The sequence below is a fragment of the Mucilaginibacter conchicola genome, from assembly GCF_003432115.1.
Classification (GTDB): Bacteria; Bacteroidota; Bacteroidia; order Sphingobacteriales; family Sphingobacteriaceae; genus Mucilaginibacter; species Mucilaginibacter conchicola.
This window is the reverse complement of record NZ_QWDC01000001.1, coordinates 1,277,036-1,297,236: the sequence shown is the minus strand read 5'-3', so window position 1 is coordinate 1,297,236 and position 20,201 is coordinate 1,277,036. Positions and strand designations below refer to the sequence as shown.

Annotated in this window: 23 protein-coding genes; 10 read left to right on the top strand and 13 right to left on the bottom strand. The window is 43.9% G+C overall.

Features of this window, described 5'->3' with window-relative positions:
- Window positions 1-151 precede the first annotated feature (151 nt).
- The 7 genes from D0C36_RS05685 to trpS all read right to left on the bottom strand — a co-directional run bounded on the left by D0C36_RS05685 (window position 152) and on the right by trpS (window position 8,558).
- Window positions 152-688 carry a pyridoxamine 5'-phosphate oxidase family protein gene (locus D0C36_RS05685; protein WP_117390575.1) on the bottom strand — a complete coding sequence of 179 codons (537 nt, stop codon included), beginning with the start codon at window positions 686-688 and terminating at the stop codon, window positions 152-154.
- 184 nt (window positions 689-872) lie between these two features.
- Entirely contained in the window at window positions 873-2,237 is a 1,365-nt protein-coding gene (locus D0C36_RS05680; protein WP_117390574.1) for an exonuclease domain-containing protein, read from the bottom strand.
- 231 nt (window positions 2,238-2,468) lie between these two features.
- Window positions 2,469-4,289, bottom strand: coding sequence for a membrane protein insertase YidC (gene yidC, locus D0C36_RS05675; protein ID WP_117390573.1), 1,821 nt, complete (start codon window positions 4,287-4,289; stop codon window positions 2,469-2,471).
- 23 nt (window positions 4,290-4,312) lie between these two features.
- Complete coding sequence (locus D0C36_RS05670) at window positions 4,313-5,923, bottom strand: CTP synthase (RefSeq protein WP_117390572.1); 1,611 nt, start codon at window positions 5,921-5,923, stop codon at window positions 4,313-4,315.
- 281 nt (window positions 5,924-6,204) lie between these two features.
- Window positions 6,205-6,798, bottom strand: coding sequence for a hypothetical protein (locus D0C36_RS05665; protein WP_117390571.1), 594 nt, complete (start codon window positions 6,796-6,798; stop codon window positions 6,205-6,207).
- Between the two features lie 35 nt (window positions 6,799-6,833).
- Entirely contained in the window at window positions 6,834-7,448 is a 615-nt protein-coding gene (locus D0C36_RS05660) for a deoxynucleoside kinase (RefSeq protein WP_117390570.1), read from the bottom strand.
- A 114-nt stretch (window positions 7,449-7,562) separates the two neighbouring features.
- Window positions 7,563-8,558, bottom strand: coding sequence for a tryptophan--tRNA ligase (gene trpS, locus D0C36_RS05655; RefSeq protein WP_117390569.1), 996 nt, complete (start codon window positions 8,556-8,558; stop codon window positions 7,563-7,565).
- Between the two features lie 316 nt (window positions 8,559-8,874).
- On the opposite strand from trpS, the gene D0C36_RS05650 reads away from it, so the two are divergent.
- The 6 genes from D0C36_RS05650 (at window position 8,875) to D0C36_RS05625 (ending at window position 13,974) form a co-directional block, all read left to right on the top strand.
- Window positions 8,875-9,606: a lysophospholipid acyltransferase family protein gene (locus tag D0C36_RS05650; RefSeq protein ID WP_199501969.1), complete on the top strand. Its 732-nt coding sequence runs from the start codon at window positions 8,875-8,877 to the stop codon at window positions 9,604-9,606.
- Window positions 9,603-9,893, top strand: a complete 291-nt coding sequence (gene gatC, locus D0C36_RS05645; RefSeq protein WP_117390568.1) for an Asp-tRNA(Asn)/Glu-tRNA(Gln) amidotransferase subunit GatC — start codon at window positions 9,603-9,605, stop codon at window positions 9,891-9,893. Before D0C36_RS05650 ends, gatC begins: the two co-directional genes overlap by 4 nt.
- 146 nt (window positions 9,894-10,039) lie before the next feature.
- A complete protein-coding gene (locus D0C36_RS05640) occupies window positions 10,040-10,807 on the top strand; it encodes an ABC transporter ATP-binding protein (protein WP_117390567.1) in 768 nt (255 codons plus the stop codon).
- Between the two features lie 6 nt (window positions 10,808-10,813).
- A complete protein-coding gene (locus D0C36_RS05635; RefSeq protein ID WP_117390566.1) occupies window positions 10,814-11,308 on the top strand; it encodes a hypothetical protein in 495 nt (164 codons plus the stop codon).
- A gap of 2 nt (window positions 11,309-11,310) precedes the next feature.
- Window positions 11,311-12,141 (top strand): AraC family transcriptional regulator, encoded by an 831-nt coding sequence (locus D0C36_RS05630; RefSeq protein WP_117390565.1) that lies wholly within the window; start codon window positions 11,311-11,313, stop codon window positions 12,139-12,141.
- A 186-nt stretch (window positions 12,142-12,327) separates the two neighbouring features.
- Window positions 12,328-13,974 carry a serine hydrolase domain-containing protein gene (locus tag D0C36_RS05625; RefSeq protein WP_117390564.1) on the top strand — a complete coding sequence of 549 codons (1,647 nt, stop codon included), beginning with the start codon at window positions 12,328-12,330 and terminating at the stop codon, window positions 13,972-13,974.
- A gap of 2 nt (window positions 13,975-13,976) precedes the next feature.
- On the opposite strand, the gene D0C36_RS05620 is transcribed toward D0C36_RS05625, so the two are convergent.
- The 4 genes from D0C36_RS05620 to D0C36_RS05605 are packed head-to-tail and all read right to left on the bottom strand — an operon-like array spanning window position 13,977 to window position 16,563.
- A complete protein-coding gene (locus tag D0C36_RS05620; protein ID WP_117390563.1) occupies window positions 13,977-14,603 on the bottom strand; it encodes a hypothetical protein in 627 nt (208 codons plus the stop codon).
- Window positions 14,604-14,651: 48 nt separating this feature from the next.
- Window positions 14,652-15,107, bottom strand: a complete 456-nt coding sequence (locus D0C36_RS05615; protein ID WP_147321937.1) for a hypothetical protein — start codon at window positions 15,105-15,107, stop codon at window positions 14,652-14,654.
- Between the two features lie 6 nt (window positions 15,108-15,113).
- Window positions 15,114-15,542 carry a hypothetical protein gene (locus D0C36_RS05610; protein WP_117390561.1) on the bottom strand — a complete coding sequence of 143 codons (429 nt, stop codon included), beginning with the start codon at window positions 15,540-15,542 and terminating at the stop codon, window positions 15,114-15,116.
- A gap of 1 nt (window position 15,543) precedes the next feature.
- On the bottom strand, window positions 15,544-16,563 hold the full coding sequence (locus tag D0C36_RS05605; protein ID WP_117390560.1) for a chitinase: 1,020 nt from the start codon (window positions 16,561-16,563) through the stop codon (window positions 15,544-15,546).
- A gap of 103 nt (window positions 16,564-16,666) precedes the next feature.
- Between D0C36_RS05605 and D0C36_RS05600 the strand changes: the two genes are divergently transcribed.
- The 4 genes from D0C36_RS05600 to D0C36_RS05585 all read left to right on the top strand — a co-directional run bounded on the left by D0C36_RS05600 (window position 16,667) and on the right by D0C36_RS05585 (window position 18,059).
- A complete protein-coding gene (locus tag D0C36_RS05600; protein ID WP_117390559.1) occupies window positions 16,667-17,215 on the top strand; it encodes a cob(I)yrinic acid a,c-diamide adenosyltransferase in 549 nt (182 codons plus the stop codon).
- 95 nt (window positions 17,216-17,310) lie between these two features.
- Window positions 17,311-17,532 carry a DUF2795 domain-containing protein gene (locus D0C36_RS05595; RefSeq protein ID WP_002996718.1) on the top strand — a complete coding sequence of 74 codons (222 nt, stop codon included), beginning with the start codon at window positions 17,311-17,313 and terminating at the stop codon, window positions 17,530-17,532.
- Window positions 17,533-17,659: 127 nt separating this feature from the next.
- Window positions 17,660-17,806 carry a lmo0937 family membrane protein gene (locus D0C36_RS05590; protein WP_117390558.1) on the top strand — a complete coding sequence of 49 codons (147 nt, stop codon included), beginning with the start codon at window positions 17,660-17,662 and terminating at the stop codon, window positions 17,804-17,806.
- A gap of 106 nt (window positions 17,807-17,912) precedes the next feature.
- Entirely contained in the window at window positions 17,913-18,059 is a 147-nt protein-coding gene (locus D0C36_RS05585) for a lmo0937 family membrane protein (RefSeq protein WP_117390557.1), read from the top strand.
- 32 nt (window positions 18,060-18,091) lie between these two features.
- Here the strand turns inward: D0C36_RS05585 and D0C36_RS05580 are convergent, their stop codons facing one another.
- Both D0C36_RS05580 and queA read right to left on the bottom strand, forming a co-directional pair.
- Entirely contained in the window at window positions 18,092-18,814 is a 723-nt protein-coding gene (locus D0C36_RS05580) for a 2-C-methyl-D-erythritol 4-phosphate cytidylyltransferase (protein WP_117390556.1), read from the bottom strand.
- Window positions 18,815-19,027: 213 nt separating this feature from the next.
- Window positions 19,028-20,077, bottom strand: a complete 1,050-nt coding sequence (gene queA, locus D0C36_RS05575; protein ID WP_117390555.1) for a tRNA preQ1(34) S-adenosylmethionine ribosyltransferase-isomerase QueA — start codon at window positions 20,075-20,077, stop codon at window positions 19,028-19,030.
- Window positions 20,078-20,201: the final 124 nt, after the last annotated feature.

Below are 20,201 nucleotides of genomic sequence, written 5' to 3'. Positions count from 1 at the left end.
GTAGAATCAAGAATTAAGAGCCAAGAATCAAGACAGAACTTTGATCTTGGCTCTTTCTATAAATTGCAGTCGAAATAGGGTTAAGAACTAAGAACGAGGACAGAATTCCGGTCTTGATTCTTGTCTCTTGATTCCTGACTCTCTTCAGAAGCTACGCTTCCAATTTCCCTTCAATAGAATCATCCAGCGTTTTGCCTATTGCTGCGCCTACCAGTTGTTTTACAAATGCAATGGCGTTGCCGTGCTTGTTATCCCAGTAATAGCCCTGGGTGGGTGATACTTTGATAACGGTAATGCGCGGATCATCCTCACCTTCGGTGAACCATGTTTTGAGGATGGGTTGCCATAGCTCTTTTATCTTTTCTTTGTCTTTACTGATCTCGGCAGTGCCGTAAACGTTCAGGAAATCTGAATGTGCCGAGCCTTGAAATAACAGTTGTACAAAAGGGTCTTTGCCTATTTCGTCATTTTTATGGCTGTCATCAGCACTCAGGAACCACAGGTCGCCGTTGTCATCTATCTTTTGCGGCGACATAGGCCTTGTAGAGAAAGGCAGTCCGGTTTTTATATTACTGCAGAAGAAACAGCTTGATGCCGCTTCTGCCAGTTCTTTCATCTTTTTCCATGCTTCGTTGCCTTCCAAATTCTCAAAATTATCTTCGGGTTGTTGCTGGTTAATGCTATCCATCTTTGTGGTTTTTGATAGTTAAAGTATAATATATTAACTTTTAGGATAGTGGTTTTGTTTCAACGAATGACAACTCTACAAGCGTCATTGCGAGGTACGAAGCAATCTCCCTTTAGGACAAGCGGCTCTGTATAGTTCAGAGATTGCTTCGTACCTCGCAATGACGCGCGGAAAGAGGCAGATCCTACGCAAACATCACCTTCCGTTGCGGAAAACGGTCGGCATAGCCCGTTACAATATTGCGGATATAATCATTACCCGGGTAGGGGGTAAGGTAGTTTTTTAACGCCTGCAGGTTATCGGCATTGTAGTAGTGGGATATGTAGCCCATACCATAGAAACGGCCTTCTTCTATCAAGATACAGCTATGTTCATCATCGGTACGGCCTTCATCGCGGATAGCGAAAGTGGGCAGGGCTTTCTTTAGTTGCTCTAAGGCAGCATCAATACGTTCATTATAATCGTTCGGCGACTCGTGTCCCTCGCAGGCGCAGGCGCCAACGTTGGTGCCGCTGCAGGGCTGGTCATTCTTTTGTATAAAGCAAAGCTTAGGGCAAAGGCCGAATGTCTCGATAAGGGTATTCAGCAGGTTATGGCCTTCCAGCAGTGAGTTGCAGGCATAAACAGCAGGCATGTGCTTGCGGTGCTTGTCAACCGCCAGGCGCAGGTAGCCGCGCTGGTCCTCGTACATATAAATGCCAAAAGTATTTTCAAAGCGTTTTAATGATCGGTTGTACTTTGGCCAAAGGCGTTTTATCTCTACGGCTTCCAGCACAAAAGCGATCAATTCGGTACCACAAACCTGATGGGTGATATGATGGATGTTCTTTAAAAACTCCTGCCTTTGCAGGTTGGGGTTGTTACCGGTAAAATGACTGATAACCCTCTTACGCAGATTTTTTGCCTTGCCTACGTATATCACTTTGCCTTTATGATCATGAAAGTAATACACTCCGGGGTTTGGCGGCAGGGCCTCGATATCCGCCTTGGGCAAATTGGCCGGCAGCCTTTGCTCTTTGCTGTTTTGTTTTAGTGCTTTACTGATGTGGTTATCACTATCCTTACTCATCAGGATAGAGAACAGTTGCGAAGTAGCCTCAGCATCGCCCATGGCGCGATGGCGGGCATTGTTGGCAATGCCCAGGTGCGTACAAAGCTTACCCAGACTATATGACATTAGCCCCGGCATTATTTTACGCCCCAACCTAACGGTACAAAGTTTATTGAGGTTTATCTCGTAACCGGCAGCATTTAGGTGATAACGCAGAAAAGAGTAGTCGAAATTAACGTTATGCGCTACGAATATTTGCCCTTTAAGCAGGTGGAATATCTCGGCAGCAACATCCTCAAATAACGGAGCCTTTTGCACCATCTCGTTGGTGATGCCTGTTAGCGCGCTGATATAAACGGGAATGTCGCGCTGCGGATTAACCAGGGTCTCAAACCGGCGGGTAACTTTTTTACCATCGTGTATGCAAATAGCCACCTCGGTAATGCCGTTAGCACTGGCATGCCCACCCGTCGTCTCGATATCTACAATTGCATACATGGTAATAACAAATGTAAATATAATTGCTAATAAATTTAGTTATTTATGGATAATATTTCGTTCAGGTGAGGACACCTGAACGGGGAGTGATATTACATTCCTTTCCTGTTCGGGTGTCCTCACCCGAACTACAGCAGGTCAAAACAAAAAGACCCGCAGTTTTTTCAACCACGGGTCTTTTTCTATATCGCGATGGTCAACTAATCTCTAATTAACCGATCACTAATCAACTTACTTACCTTTCTTAGTCTGCACCTGTTGTTGCTGGCGCATCATTTCTTCCATTTTGGCAGCGAAGCCTGATTTTTTCTTTTTAGGATCTTCAGGTTTCTTTTTGTTTTCCTGGATCTGGGCATGGATCTTCTTATCATCCACCATGAATTTGATCAGGTATTGTTGTAAGAAGGTGAACATGTTGGCCAGGAAGTAGTAGTAGTTCAAACCGGCAGGGTAGCTGTTCAGCGTAGCAAAGAAGATGAATGGTGTAATGTAACCAATGTACTTCATTTGGCCTGTAGCACCCGAGATCTGGTTGTTGAAATACGTATAGATCAAGGTTGAGATCGTCATCAGCAAACACATTGCGCTGATGTGGTTACCTATGATAGGGATGTTGGTCGAAAACTTGATCACATCATCATAGGTCGATAGGTCATGCATCCAAAGGAAGTTCTGTCCGCGAAGCTCAAACAAGCTCGGGAAGAAACGGAAGAATGCAATTACGATAGGCATTTGCAACAATAATGGCAAACAACCACCCAGTGGGTTTACACCTGCTTTTTTGTAAAGTTTTAAGTATTCCTGTTGTAAAAGGGTAGGGTTATCTTCACCAACTTTAGCTTTTATCTCATCCATCTCCGGCTTAATAACACGCATTTTAGCCATTGATAGGTATGATTTGTAGGTAAGCGGCGATAATACCAACTTCAACAATACGGTAAGCGCAAGGATGATCAATCCGTAGTTCCAGTTAAACTGTTTAAGGAAGTTGAACACCGGCAACACCGCAAACTGGTTAATGTATTTTAACGGTCCCCAGCCCAGGTTAATGATCTTTTGCAGATCGTAACCTTGCTCTTTTAAGGTGTTGAACTGGTTAGGGCCAAAGTAAAACTCTAACGGTACGGCACCGCTTGCATCACGGTTTAGTTGCAAGCCGGCTTTCATTTCTTTAACACCTGCAGTATCTGCTACGTTTGTAACAACAGAAAGGTCAGATTTTGCAATACCATCTTTAGCGATCAATACGCTTGAGAAAAAGTGTTGTTTAAAAGCAACCCATTGCATTTTTTTGTCAGCAATGCTTTTTTGCTCATCTTTCGCTTCAGACAGGTAATCTACGTCGCCATCTGTGTTTTTGTAGTACACAGTAGAGTACTGGCGCTCTTGTTTAAGGTCTTTTTCAAGTTTGTTAAGGCTGGCGTTCCAGTTTAAGCTGTACACATTGCTGTTAGCCAACACCTGGTCCATGCCGGTTGAGCGGATGGTTAAACCCACTTTAAAGCCTGTACCTTTTAAGCTGTACACATAATCGATGTACTGCGTAGGGCTGTAGCTTAAACGCATGGTAACCGATGATGAATCCTGACCGGCTACTGTTAGCGCTGTTGAGCTTGGCGTAAAGTAAAGATCATTGGTGTTAAAGTTCTTACCGGCAGTGGCAAGGCTAAGGCCGAAAGTGTTTTTATCGCCATCAAACAATACCAACGGCTTTTTGCCATAGGTAAGGTACTTTTTAAGCTCGGCGCTGTAAACGCGGCCACCTTTAGTGCTTAATTTGATGCGAACATCATCATTCTCTAAAGTAACAAATTGTTGGTTGCCGTTAATTGCACCACCAAAAGGGCCTTTTATTGCAGTTGAATCAACTACCGCAATTTTTGCTGTAGTATCTGCTTTGGCAGGGGCTTTTATTAAGCCTTTTTTTATTGAGTCCTGGTGAACAGTAAGCTGTTCTTTTTTGATCTCGGCCTCGTTTGGCTTCATTAAAAAGACGCCAACCCCAAGGATGATCATGATCAGGAATAATCCTGTGAATGTATTCTTATCCATTTATCTGTTTCTCGTACTGTAACTTAGTTCTTGCGGGCGTAAGCCAGCGAAGCGGCGACAAAGTTAATAAAAAGTGGGTGCGGATTAGCAACTGTTGATTTTAATTCGGGGTGAAACTGTGCACCCACAAAATAAGGATGGTTTTTCAACTCCACTATCTCAACAAGGCCGTTCTCGGGGTTAATGCCCGATGGTACTAAACCTGCTGCTTCATACTCCTGTAAGTACTTGTTATTAAACTCGTAACGGTGACGGTGACGCTCGCTGATGTGCGTTTTGCCATAGGCCGCTGCTGCTTTTGTTCCTTTTTTAATATCGCATGGGTAAGCGCCTAAACGCATGGTGCCACCTTTGTTCACCACAGTTTTTTGCTCTTCCATCATGTCAATAACCGGGTTTGGTGTTTCCGGGTTCATCTCGGTGCTGCTTGCATCGGCGTAGCCTAACACGTGGCGGCCAAACTCAACAACGGCACACTGCATACCCAAACATATACCAAAGAACGGTATGTTGTTCTCGCGTACATAACGGATAGCTTCTATCTTACCCTCAAAACCGCGCTCGCCAAAGCCTGGAGCAACCAGTACACCATGCAGGCCGCGTAGTTTTTCAACTGCATTTTCTACCGTTAAACTTGCCGATGGGATATATTCCACACGCACTTTACATTCGTTTTTAGCACCTGCGTGTACAAATGCCTCGATGATTGATTTATAAGCATCAGGCAGTTCTACATATTTACCTACCAGGCCTATCTTAACATCAGCAGTAGGGTTTTTTAAGCGGCCAAGAAAGTCTTTCCAGTTCTCCAGGTTCGGCTCGTTCTTATGCGGCAGCTTTAATTTGGTTAATACGGTCTGGTCTAATTTCTCTTTCAGCATCAGCAATGGCACGTCGTAAATGGTAGGCGCATCCATTGATTCGATTACCGCATTGATGTTTACGTTACAAAAAAGTGCAATTTTTTTTCTGATGTCGGCGTTGATGTGGTGTTCAGTGCGGCAAACCAGTATATCCGGCTGGATACCGTACTCTAAAAGCATTTTTACCGAGTGCTGTGTAGGCTTGGTTTTCAGCTCGCCTGCTGCAGCCAGGAAGGGGATAAGCGTTAGGTGGATAACCAGCGCATTATTTGGCCCTGCTTCCCATTTAAACTGCCTTACCGCCTCTACAAATGGCAACGATTCGATGTCGCCCACGGTGCCACCGATTTCGGTGATCACAATATCATAATCGCCGCTTTCGCCCAATATGCGGAAGTTGCGTTTTATCTCATCAGTAATGTGCGGAACTACCTGTACGGTTTTACCCAAAAAAGCACCCTCGCGCTCGCGGTTAATTACATTTTGGTAGATACGGCCGGTGGTAATGTTGTTAGCCTGTGAAGTTGGAACGTTCAAAAAACGCTCGTAGTGGCCAAGGTCAAGGTCGGTTTCGGCACCATCCTCGGTAACATAGCACTCGCCGTGTTCATAAGGGTTAAGCGTACCCGGATCAATATTGATATAGGGATCGAACTTTTGGATGGTAACGCGGTAACCGCGCGCCTGAAGAAGTTTAGCTAATGAGGCCGAAATAATGCCTTTTCCTAACGATGAGGTAACTCCACCCGTAACAAAAATGTATTTAGTCATGATTTTTTTTGAAATCAAAGGCAGTTTTAATGGGGGCTGCCAATTGTTTGTGTACGGGATACAAAAGTAGCAAATTTTACGGGATTTGTCCGTTCATTTTACAATTGTGGAAAAGCTATGGGGATTAAGTTGATTTACAGGATAGAGCGGCTTTTTCTTTGAGATTGTGTTTTGCTGGTACATGCTTTTGTAAAAGAAGTTTGTTGTTTTTGCATACAAAGCATTACAAAAGAAAAGCCGGTTTCATTATTGTGAAACCGGCTTGCTGATATTGTCAAGTCTTATTTTTCTTTAAAAGGCTCACCTGTGTTGTAGATATGTATCAGGTTGCGCACTTGTTTAAAGCTAAATTTATCCTCGGCTTTATATTTTGCTAAAACGTCGGCGTTATCGCTTATCATTTCTTCAAAATCATTTTTCCTGGCTTTGTGCGATTTTCCGAACAGGTTAAACATCGTAAAATCGTTGTTTTTTACCTCTTTAACAGTATCAGTGCCTTTGGTGATATACCACTGTGTGCTTGAGCTACCCCCATGGTACCCGCCCATTGGTGAAAAACCACCTGCATAAGAAGTAATACCTTCAAAAAGCATGATCTTGCCTTTTTCTAATACTTTAAAATATTCTGCTTTTGATTTTTTCTCGCGATATACGGCCCTAAAGCACTCGTCTTTTTCTGAGCGGTAGTATTCCCGTATTGAGTCAGGTTTCATTTTGATGGATTTACCACCGTTGATCTTGTATTTGCTTGAGCTTACTTCACAGTGGATGGTATCGCCTTTGGCATTAATAACATAATCATTCCTTTGTGCTTTTACATTTAACGCACATAGCACAGCTCCGCAGGCTAAAACGCCCTTTAAGTTTAAGTTCATATAATAGTTTAATAAGGTTAGGTTTTGGGTGGGTCTTAAAACAACCCGTTTATTTCGCGCTCTATCTGGTTAATAATAGTACCCATATCTTCGGGATTGTTTGCGAAATCAAGAGTGTCTTTATCCAGCACAAGCAGCTTGCCCAGCTTGTAGTTTTTTATCCACTTATCGTATTTCTCGTTTAGCTTTGACAGATAATCGATACGGATACCTATCTCGTACTCGCGGCCACGGCGTTGGATGTTATTTACCAGGGTAGGCACCGATGCTTTAAGGTAAACCAGCAAATCTGGTGGTTTAATAAATTCGGTTATGTTATCAAATATGCTTTGATAGTTTTCGTAGTCGCGCGTGGTCATCAGGCCCATATCGTGCAGGTTCTCTGCAAAAATGTGTGCATCCTCATAAATGGTGCGGTCCTGTATAATATTACGGCCACTTTTCTGGATATCGATGATTTGGCGGTAACGGCTATTCAGGAAATAGATCTGCAGGTTAAAGCTCCAGCGTTTCATATCGCTGTAGAAATCTTCCAGATAAGGGTTATTATCAACCGCCTCAAAAAGAGGGTCCCAGCCATAATTTTTGGCAAGCAATTCTGTAAGTGTGGTTTTACCGGCGCCTATATTTCCTACGATAGCTATGTGCATGTGATATATGTTGATGATGGTTCATGGTTAATAGTTCATGGTAATAATCCGCGCTATTAAACAGTCACTGCTGCTAATATACACTATGAACCATCAACTATAAGCTAATACTTCTTAAAACTTCCTGAACCCGATGATCTCTCTTACTTCCCTTATGGTTTTTGATGCGCTTTCGCGGGCTTTATCGGCACCCAGGTTGGCTACTTTACGCAGGTAATCAGCATCGCCGGCAATATCGTTGATACGGTCGCGGATTGGGGCGGTGGCAATGATCATATCTTCGGCCAGTTGCTTTTTCAGGTCGCCGTAACGGATAGCCATGGTATTGTACAGGTTATCAAAGTGTTCAATAGCATCAGGCGAAGAAACTACCTTCATCAGGTCGAACAGGTTTTGGATCTCCTGTGGTTTGGTTTGGTTTTCTTCAGTAGGGCCGCTATCGGTTTTGGCGCGCATTACCTTTTTGCGAATAGCCTCAGGCGTATCGCCCAAAAATATGGCATTACCTTCGCCTTCGCTTTTACCCATTTTGCCTGCACCATCAAGCCCCGGTATTTTTACCAGGTTAGTGCCATAAGAGAACGCATACGGCTCTGGGAAATACTCGTTGTTATATAAACGGTTAAAGCGGTTACCGAAGGTACGGGCCATCTCCAGATGCTGTTCCTGATCTTTACCTACAGGTACTTTGGTAGCTTTATGGATAATGATATCTGCCGCCATCAAAACAGGATACGTTAATAAGCCTGCGTTAACGTTATCAGGGTTAGCGCGCACTTTATCTTTAAAAGACGTAGCACGTTCCAGCTCACCCATGTAGGCGTTCATGTTTAAATAGAGGTAAAGCTCGGTAACCTCGGGCACGTCGCTTTGTACGTATATGGTAGCTTTTTCAGGATCTATACCCGCAGCAAGATATTCCACCAAAACCTGTTTTACGTTGGCGTGTAAATTAGCCGGCGTAGGGTGGGTAGTTAACGAGTGCAGGTCGGCTATAAAAAAATAGCAATTATATTCGTTCTGCATTTTCACGAAGTTTTGGATAGCTCCGTAATAGTTTCCTAAATGCAGGTTTCCGGTAGATCTTATGCCACTAACAACAGTTTCCATATAGGGAGCGAAAGTAAGGATTTTTTGGCCTCAGCCCAAACCCCTCTCCAAGGGGAAGGGGCTTTTAAGAAAAAAGTATAAGCGGGTGACAAGCTAAGTATTGAACCGCTCGTAAAGTAACTCACCCGGTCTACGCTACGCTGGACCACCCTCTCTGCTGCAAGCAGCAAAGAGGGTAACGCAAGAAAATTAATCCCCTCTTTTCGCGTAGCGAAGAGAGGGGCGACGAGCGTAGCAACGTCGGGGTGAGTCAACTGTGAAGCATGAAATAGTATAGTTCTATTATAAGTGGCTATTTTTTATATTTTTGGAGCGGATGAAAATGATATTGAAGAAAGTGCACCTATACCTTTACCAGGGCAGCGTAGCGCTTTTTTACTTTGTGTTGTGGCCTTTTTTGTACTACAATTCGCGCAAATACGAGCGTTACGGCAGTATGAATGCCATCAGGCGCGTGTGGGGCTGGCTAAGCTCGGGCGCGGTGGGCATACGCTACCAATTTCATTACGAAAAACCGATCGACTGGAGTCGCACGTACATCATCACCCCAAACCATACCTCAAATCTTGATATAACGGCCATGAGCCTGTTGGTGAAAAGTAATTATTGCTTTATGGGCAAGCAGGAGCTGGTGGATGGCCTGGTGACCGGCCTTTTCTTCCGCACGGTGGATATCCCGGTTAATCGCGAAAGCAAGATAGCATCCTTTAAAGCCTTTAAACTGATAATGGAGCGGATAGAGAAGGGTATGACCGCCGTTATATTCCCCGAGGGAACAATTCCCGATGAGTATCCGCCGGTGATGCACCAGTTTAAAAACGGCCCTTTTAGGATGGCTATTGAGCTGAAAGTGCCCATCATCCCCGTAACCTGTGCAAATACCTGGAAAGTAATGTGGGATGATGGAAAGAAATTGGGCAGTAAACCGGGTGTATGTGATATATTTGTACATGAGCCTATTGAAACGGCCCATTTAACTGTTGATGATGCCGATGCCCTGCGCGACCAGGTTTTCAGCATCATGAGCAATAAACTGAACCAAGCATGAACATTGACGAACAAACCGTTGATAAAATAGCCCACCTGGCGCGTCTGGAGCTGGCTGCTGATGAAAAGCAGACCATGATCAAGGACATGAACAAAATATTGGGCTTTATGGACAAGCTGAACGAGGTGAACACCACCGGCGTTGAGCCCCTTGTGTACATGACCGCCGAGGTAAACAACCTACGCGAAGATGCCATAAAACAGGATATCACTACCGAAGAAGCGCTTGAAAATGCCCCATCGCATGATGATAGTCACTTTTTAGTAGCGAAGGTGATTTCTAAGTAGCTTTTTGGAGAGTCAGGAATCAAGAGACAAGAGTCAAGACCGAACTTTAAGGCGTTTCTCTTGATTCCTGATTCTTAACTCTTGAATCTTTTCAAAAACCTGTAACATTTTATACCTGCACACTGTCAAAGCAGCAAAAAAAACGGATGAAGCAGACACTTACCAAAGACGAACCGCTTATTACCATTAACGATATCGGTCGAAAATACGTGATCGGGTCTGAGGTTATTCATGCTATAAAATCCGTAACACTTACCATAAAAAAAGGCGAGTTTGTTGCGTTGATGGGGCCATCCGGGTCGGGTAAATCAACGCTGATGAATATTCTGGGTTGTTTAGATACACCCACAAAAGGCCAATATGTACTCAACGGTATCGACGTAAGCCACATGACCGATAACGACCTTGCCGAGGTGCGTAACTCCGAGATAGGCTTCGTGTTCCAGACATTTAACTTATTGCCGCGTAACAGCGCGTTAGATAATGTTGCCCTGCCATTGGTTTATGCCGGTATCAGCAAAGAGAAACGTAACGAGCGCGCTAAACAAGCTTTAGAGAACGTAGGCCTTGGCCATAGGGTAGATCACCGCCCTAACGAACTATCGGGCGGGCAGCGCCAGCGTGTGGCTGTGGCGCGTGCCCTGATCAATAATCCATCTATTATTCTTGCGGATGAGCCTACCGGTAACCTTGATACCAAAACATCTATCGAGATAATGGGCCTGCTGGAAGATATCCACTCAAAAGGAAATACCATTATCCTGGTAACCCACGAAGAGGACATTGCCCTGCACGCCCACCGCATTGTGCGCATGCGCGATGGCCTGGTAGAGAACGATTATCTTAACGAGAACATCCAAACCGTTAGCAAACGCGAGCCGGAAGCTGAAAGCGGCATCAATTTGACCAAATAGTAATCAATGGCCTTGAAAATTAATAAAGACTCTTACGAACTGTACAAAAAAGTTTTTGAGGCTCTTTGGCAATTTAAATTTGAACTATCTAAGGCCCAGGCAAATACACTGGGATTGGACATTAGCCAATTAGAATCTCCGATAGAAGTAATAAACAGATGGGAAAAAGAAAGTAGATCTATCGCATTGAAAGGGTTAAAAGCTGGCTTGGTAGATACACTTACCGAAATGCAATTGAACCTTAATACCGAAAATCTTAAGACAATAGATGTTATACTAAAAGGCAAAAATCTTCCGGGTTTCTTTGATATATCCGCTGAATTAAAAGATAGTGTTAAACAGGTTTTGAAAAGAGGTAGAATTAAAACAGAAAGCGAATATTACATCATAGCCGAATTACTTTCTGATACCACAGCGAGCCTGAAAACTGAAGAACGCTTCATTTTTAATAAAGCTGTAACCGACTTTGAATTAAAACAGACCTCTGCTAATAATCTTTAACTGTGAAAACGCTAAAAACAGGTGAATTTTACGGGCAAACCAACCAAACCCTGCACCTTGATTTTGCTACCATCACCGATACCGAATATACCCACGATAGGGTAGGCTGGCATTACCACGAGAATGCTTATTTCACCTTTATACTGCAAGGCAACGTAATAGAGGGTAATAAAAAGGAAGTTTATACCTGTACGCCCGGCAGCCTGCTTTTCCATAACTGGCAGGATCCGCATTACAACATCAAGCCCAAAGGATACACCCGCGGCTTCCAGATAGAGATCAATAACAATTGGTTAGCTCAAGCAGATATCGATATCCAAAACCTGCAGGGCAGTTTTTCCATTGATAATCCACAGGTGAAATTGCTTTTTTACCGGTTATTTAAAGAATCTAAGGCTAATGATGACGCATCTATACCCGCAACAGAGGCATTGCTGCTGCAGGTTTTAGCCGGCATGGATAGTAGCGCCGTAACCGGAAGCCGGAACAGACCAGATTGGGTAAAACAGGTAAAAGAAGCTATTGCAGATGACCTCTCGCATAAGTTTACCTTAAAAGAACTGGCAACTACGGCCAATGTACATCCCGCACACCTTTCGCGCGATTTTTCAAAGTATTTTAACACTAACCTGGGCGAATATATCCGCGCCATGCGCGTAGAAAAAGCCCTGTCGCTGATGCACAGCGGCAAACTCAGCTTAACCGAAATTGCCATGCAATGCGGCTTCGCCGATCAAAGCCATTTTTTGCGTTGCTTTAAAACGTTTAACGCGGATAAGCCATCGGCTTACAGGGCGGTGTTGGCGGGTGGTTCAACAATAACACACCCCTGACCCCTCTCAAGAAGGGAAGTATGATGGTGGAATAGATGCTCTTATTCCCCTCTTGAGAGGGGCGACCGGGATTGACAAAAAGCAGAAACATTCACTGGGTGTGTCATTTAATAAAATACAAAACGTTAATTGTGTTCTATTTTAGCAAATGCTTTCCGGCCATCTTTGGGGAAATAAAATTGATACATGAAACTACTTAAACCACTGCTTTTACTCGTTTCTATCGTTGCTTTCAAGAGTGCCAATGCACAGGATATTGTAAAGGCCGACGTTACAGAATCGCCGCTGCATAAAGCCAACATGGGCCGTATTGTGTTCATGAAAGATACCATCCCCATGGCTAAAACCACTGCTGCTGATCTGCTGAGCGAGATTACCCTTACGCCGAATACTAACCTCAGCATGCGTGCTTTTATGCCTAATTCGCTTACCAACCTGCAGCATAAAATGGCATTGCAGCAAACAGTTGAGCAATTGAACCAGGGCAATTACCAGTTTACTTATTATGTAGACGGTAAACAGATCTATCAGGAAAATCTGCACAAAGGCGCGGGCTATGCTTATAATAAGAACGGTCGTACGGCGCTCACTATTAAATTGATAAGTACCCTGCACGAGGATATGTGGTCGCGGTATATGTTTACCCGGTTTATGGTGCGCGGGGGCGAGGATGCGCTTACTACAGGCAGCCATACGCTCAAAATTGAACTGCGCCCGTATGTTGTTACGCCGGATGTTAAAGTGGGCGACCTGATAGCCCAAGGCGAAATAAAATTGATCGTGCCGGTTGTAGATGCAAAGAATAAGGCCATCCAGGCTATTCAATCCAACAGTGGTTGGCCAATATCTGCCGAAGGCTACAACAAGCAGCTGATAATGGATCTGAATGAGAAGATCCTGCAGAACAAGTTCAAGAACATCAACGGTATTGTGGTGATCAAAAACGGCAAACTGCTGATTGAGGAGTATTTTAACGGCGAAGGCCGAGATACTTTGCATGATCCGCGTTCTGTAGGGAAAACCTTTGCATCAGCTATGATGGGCATTGCCATTAATGAAGGGTTCATCAGATCAGAACAGCAAACACTGGGAGACTTTTACGACCTGAAAGCCTATCAAAATTATTCGCCGCGTAAGGATAGCATCACCATAAAAAGCATGCTTACTATGAGCTCTATTTTTGATGCAAATGATAACGATGATAACTCGCCGGGCAACGAGAATAATATGTACCCGTTGGATAACTGGGTAAAGTTTGCCCTTGATCTGAAAGTGGATAGCAGCAAGAAAGCATACGCCCAGTGGAATTACTTTACTGCAGGTATAGTGGTGTTAGGTGATGTGCTTAATAAAAAGGTGCCCGGCGGACTGGAGCGCTACGCAGATAATAAACTGTTTAAACCACTCGGCATCCGCAATTACAAATGGCAATACACGCCGCAACACGTCGCAAACACTGCAGGTGGCATAAGGCTGCGGGCTTTAGATTTTGCCAAATTTGGTCAGTTATATAAAAACAATGGCCAGTGGCAGGGTAAACAGATTATCCCGAAAGAATGGGTTCAAAAATCATTCACCAAACAAATAGCTTTACCGGCTGATGTAGTTGGCCCCGGCAATTATGGTTACCTGTTCTGGAATAAAACTTATGAGGTTAATGGCAAACCTTACGAGGTTTGGTATTGCACCGGCAATGGCGGCAATAAGATATTTGTGTTTAAAGATCAGTCCCTGGTTATCGTAGTTACAGCAAGCGCGTACAACGAAGGCTACGCCCACCCGCAGGTTGATAAAATGATGCAGCAGTATATTTTACCGGCCGTTACGCAGTAAGCTTAACATTTTAGTTCGGCCAGGCGGGCTACAAAATCGGCAAGGTAAAGGGTGTTCTCCGGAGTAACCGGTTTGTGGTTACCGATGATGAGCGTATGCTCATGGATCTCGATCACAAAGTCCGACTTTTTGATGGCCATTACCGCATCGCGAAACTCCTGTGTCATGGCAGCTTCGGTTTTGTGTCGGTCGTCGGTTAATACGTAGAAGCGGTCGCTGAAGGGTTTATCCTCACGGAAATCAAGCTCGATAGGGAAAACGATCTCGCGGATCTTATCGATAATGGTTTCCGTGCGGATCACCACGCGGCCAAAATCTTTTTTCAGGTAAGCCAGCGCCCAGGGCTGAAAAGTGTCTTTATGGCTGAGTTTGTTTTTCTGGTTGATGCCTTTTTCGGTATCAGTATCCAGCAGCAGCACATAGCTGTCGCCGCAGTTGTTTTTAATAGCAAAAGTGTTACGGATGTTAACCGCCTGGTGGTGGTTAAGCGTTTCAAACTGCTCCAACTGAAAATCAATATCACCCGGAATATCTATCCTGAAACGGTTTTTGAGCCTTTGGCAGGTAGTTTCGTAAGGGTGTTTGCTAATATCGGGCAGGCCCGTGGCATCAACTGATAAGGAGTTCATTTAGCTAAGATAGTACAACTTAGCGTTTGTTACAACCGCAATGTTTAACTATTGGATAATACCGAACTGCTTAAAATGATGTGTGAAATGCTTGCCATGCCATATTACCCATTCATTATAATTCATTATCCCGAAACCACCGTGCAATACCTCAAGGCCCGGGTTGGCGGCAAAGTACCGGTGAAAGGTTTCCACTTCTTTTACCAGTTGCTGCTTCGCGGTTTCAATATCGTCATACTCGTAATCCTCAGGTAAAGTGCCCAAAATGATATTGCGCGGAAAATCATAGCTCAGGTTTAGTCCCCGCTGTTTGCGCTCAGCAAAATCTGGCGGCAGGCCCGTATCAACAGGTGTTTTTACACCGTTGGTATAGCGTACCTGATCTATTAGGTGTTCAACCATTTGCTGCGCGTTCATGTTGCCCCAAAGGGGAGTAGCGCCTGGCTGTAAATCGGCTAAAATGTTTGTAATTTTCGCCGTATTGTTTACGTCGACCAAAGTCATATTTTTTTACTTACCCAGGTTTAACCTGAAGATACTGCGGTTACGTTTGCCTTTATCGGTATAGAAAACCTGGAACACTCTCTTCTTTAGCTTTGTTGCTGTCTGTTTCAGTTTCTCCACTGAAACGTTAAGAGCAGCGCTTGTGCCTTTAGCCTCAGCTAACACGATACGCTGGCTTTTATCATCCAGTACATAAAGGTTTGTAGTACAATCCCCGCAAGGAGTATCATTACCGTAGGTTACGGTCATGATGTCTGCCGGTGAAAGTTTATCTATGTTTAACGTTATAGCAGGCTTGGGGCTCCTTTCGTCAAATTCAGCTATCTGAAACCCTTTTATTTTTACATGCCAATAGTCCGTTGTATCAACCATGGCTTTGCCTGATACGTTGAAGCAAAAAAATAAACAGCCTAACAGAAATAGCAGCTTCATCATTTTAATACTTATACGGCTCCATTTTACCGCAACTGCAAGCACAGTTAGGGTCGGTAACGCCCAGTTTTTGTAAGAAGAACTGGTAAAAGCCAATGCGGTCTTTCATGCTGTAATTGTCTTCGCCTTTGTTGCACTCCAGTTCGCCGTTCACGATCACTATGGTCATCCCGAAGCCTGGTGTGCGGCCTTTGGCCTTGTCGGTATCTTTTGGCTGCCATTTGCCGGTCATTACATCATGAGCAGATGGTTTATGCGTCTCGGGCGTCATCCAGAAATAGATAGCGGTTTTAAATGCCACAACAGGATCGGTCTCAACAAGGCCAGGGTTATTCAGCAATACTTTCTTATCACCAAAAATACAGTCTGATGCATAGCCGTAGTTGCCGTTATAGCTTATCTGCATTGGTCCGCGGCCGTAATATTTCTGGCCGGCCACAGGCGGGTATTCGTCGCTGTCGCTGATGTATTGCAGTGAGGTATTATCCTCGTGTTTCAGCATCAAACCATCGGTATAGCTACCGTTTTGGCCGTGGCGGGTCTCGTGGGCTATCTGGGCGAAAAATGCAGCCAGTTCTCGTTTGTTGGTGGTGGCATCGCCTGCGGTGCAGAAGTTGCCGTAATCAACCATGTAAGTACTGTCAGGCTTTTGTTTGGCCCATGGTTCGTTCCAATCGCCGTCTTGGCGCACAGTGGTGGCTTTACCGATAGTTTTGTCTGTACGGATAAACTGGTATACCGAAACCGCACGGCGTGTAACCTGCACCTTTATTTTAGCCAAATCGTCAACCGCTTTTATAAAGGCTGCGTAGGTGTAAAATTTATCGCGCTCGGGGAAAAGTTCGTTAAACTGTTTCTCGGTTAAAAACTTACTAAATGATGGGGTTGGAGCAGGCGCTGCCTGGGTAGCAGCTGTGCTGTCGGCAGGTTTTTTTGCGTTGCTGTTGCCACAGCTAAACCCAAACAGTGCTGTTGCAAATAAAGCTATGGTAGCCATTTTGGCTGTAGATATAATGATCTTCATGGTAGCGGAACATATTTTATTTGTAGAAAACACAAACACGTTGTTTAAGTTTAAACTTTGTAAATATGCATATTAAAACGGCATCACAATTATTAAATTGTTTATGAAGATCTATACCAAAACCGGCGATAAAGGCTTAACCTCGTTAATTGGCGGCACCCGCGTGCCCAAGCATCATTTACGTATAGAGGCTTATGGTACGGTTGATGAACTGAACTCCTATATCGGCCTCATCCGCGACCAGGATATTAAGGCTAACGATAAAGATATGTTGAAAGAGATACAGGACAGGCTTTTTACCATCGGCTCATCATTAGCCGCCGACCCCGAGAAGTCAAAAATGGTGATCCCCGATTTGTATGACGCCGATATTGAACTGCTGGAAAAAGAAATGGACAAGATGAACGAAACCTTACCCGCCCTTAAGCATTTTATTTTACCCGGCGGCAGCACCACAGCTTCTTACTGCCACATAGCCCGCTGCGTGTGCCGCCGCGCCGAGCGCTTAAGCGTGCATTTGTCTGAAGAAAGTAAAGTAGAAGAAAAGGTGGTGATGTACCTGAACAGATTAAGCGATTATCTGTTTACCTTAGCGCGAATGGTTGTTTATGAACATAACCTGCCTGAAAATCAATGGTTGCCGCGGGTGTAAAAATTTTACAAAAAAATATTGATTATCAATTTAAAAATATTATACTTTTGCGAGAACGGAAGAAATAGAAAATATTTACCATTTAAGATAAAAACATGTATTGGACACTTGAATTAGCATCGCACTTAGAAGATGCGCCTTGGCCTGCCACAAAAGATGAATTAATTGATTACGCTATCCGTTCTGGTGCTCCTGTTGAGGTTATTGAGAACCTGCAGGCACTTGAAGATGATGGCGAACCATACGAGAATATAGAAGAAATATGGCCTGATTACCCTACAAAAGACGATTTCTTCTTTAACGAGGACGAGTACTAATAAACCTCTGCTAAATCTTAAAGCCGCTGATTATCAGTGGCTTTTTTTGTTTGCCTTTATTTTTTGGAATGGTTTTGGTATTGGTAGCTGCAATTAACATCTACTTAAACAAAAACAATAAACAACAATGAGAGGCTTACTTTATATCATTGCAGTTATCCTGGTAATAGGATGGGCATTTGGTTTCTTCTACGCAGATGCGGGGGGAATAATTCACGTGTTATTGGTAATTGCGATCATCGCATTACTGTTAGGCATAATCAGACGGGCTTGATGAAATAAGAAACTGAGGGTTTTATACGTAAAACCCTCAGTTGTAAAAACCTTTTTTAATACCCCGCTGTTTACATAACATCTACTTAACAAAAACACACAATACTATGAGAAGCTTATTGTACATTATCGCCGTAATTTTAGTAATAGGATGGATCTTCGGATTCTTTGTAAGCCATGCAGGTGGTTTAATTCACATCCTTTTAGTGATCGCTATTATAGCTTTACTGTTAGGCGTGATAAGACGAGCCTGATTTGGGCAGTCCATCCGTAAAATATTAAGCCATTAGCTACCGCTGATGGCTTTTTTGTTTAATAAAGCTTCGGCAATGATAATATCTTCCGGGAAGGTTATCTTGATATTGCTATGGCTGCCCTCTATCAGCGTAATATGCGCACCGGCTTTTTCCACTACCGAGGCATCATCGGTAAACATATTTGTATAGGGTTGCTCATAAGCTTGTTTTAATAATGAAGCTTCGAAGGTTTGAGGTGTTTGCACCAGGTAAATGCCTTCGCGATCCAAACAGATAGACACCTCTCCGTTTAATTGCCTTATCGAATCGCGGCTTTTTACTGCTGTTACAGCTGTGCCTGTTGTAGAGGCGACAAGGTAGCTCTCATCGATGGTTTGCTTTGATGTGAGCGGGCGTACCGCATCGTGAACAGCTACAATAGCGTTAGTATCAGTAATGGTGTCTAAAGCATTCTTAACCGAGTGGAAACGGGTTTCGCCGCCGGCAATAACGGTATGTTGGATGTTAAAGTTATGCTTCTCACGAAGCTCTGCCCAAAGCTCATGATAGCTGCCGTTCAGCGCCAGGATGATCTGCGGAGCAGCATCACTCTTGCTAAATGCCCTGATGGTATGCATCAGCACCGGCTCGCCACAAAGCTCAATAAACTGCTTAGGCAGTACCGACTGCATACGGCTACCCGAGCCGCCGGCAACGATGATGGCGTAATTTTTATTCGAGAGATTAGAGGTTAGAGATTGGAGATTAGGCATAATGTAAAAATTACCGTCATGCCGAATTTATTTCGGCATCCCACGGGACAATCATCATAACCAACTCTGTATGATGGGATGCCGAAACAAGTTCGGCATGACGTGGTTTGGGTCAAATGTATAAAACAAAAAAGAGATATGAGTAAACCCATATCTCCTTATATGATCCTTAGAAAGGAAACCTAATCTCCAATCTCTAACCTCTAATCTCTTTTAAATGATCAACATTGCGTCGCCGTAGCTGTAGAAACGGTATTTTTCTTTTACCGCTACTTCGTAGGCATTCATTACGTGCTCGTAACCGCCAAATGCACATATCATCATCAACAGGGTTGACTCTGGTGTGTGGAAGTTGGTGATCATTGAGTTGGCAATACTGAAATCATACGGCGGGAAGATGAACTTGCTGGTCCAGTCGTTAGCTGCTTTCAGTGTTTTGTTGGCAGATACTGCAGATTCAATGGTACGCATTGAAGTGGTACCCACAGCGCAAATACGTTTTTTACGCTCGATACCGCGGTTAACAATATCAGCCTGTTTTTGCTCAATGATGAATTGTTCTGAGTCCATTTTGTGTTTGGTTAAATCCTCAACCTCAACCTGGCGGAAAGTACCTAAACCAACGTGCAAAGTAACCTCTGCAAATTCAACACCTTTTAGTTCAAGGCGTTTCATTAGCTCGCGGCTAAAGTGTAAACCTGCAGTAGGGGCAGCAACTGCGCCTTCGTTTTTAGCGAAGATGGTTTGGTAGCGCTCTTTATCTTCGGCAGTAGCTTTACGCTTAATATATTTTGGAAGCGGTGTTTCGCCCAGGATCTCTACGTTACGGCGGAACTCCTCGTCGGTACCATCAAACAGGAAGCGGATAGTACGGCCACGTGATGTGGTGTTGTCAACAACCTCGGCAATCAATAAATCATCATCGCCAAAGTAAAGTTTGTTACCAACGCGTATTTTACGTGCAGGGTCAACCAGTACATCCCAAAGGCGAAGTTCTTTGTTTAGCTCGCGTAACAGGAATACTTCAATGGTAGCACCTGTTTTTTCTTTGTTACCATACATACGTGCCGGGAACACTTTGGTGTTGTTCAGGATCATTACGTCCTGGTCATCAAAGTAATCCAAAACATCCTTGAAGATCTTATGCTCAATCTTGCCCGAATCGCGGTGTAACACCATTAAACGCGACTCATCGCGCTTGTCTGCCGGGTTATGGGCAACTAATGATTCAGGTAAATTGAATTTAAACTGAGATAATTTCATGCTTGTATATATGAATTTTTAGGGCGCAAATGTACGAAAATATTCTTAAATTATGCGCCTTTATTTACTTAAATAGGTTTATTACAGTTTGTTGAAAATCGGTGTAACTTAACACCATAAACAC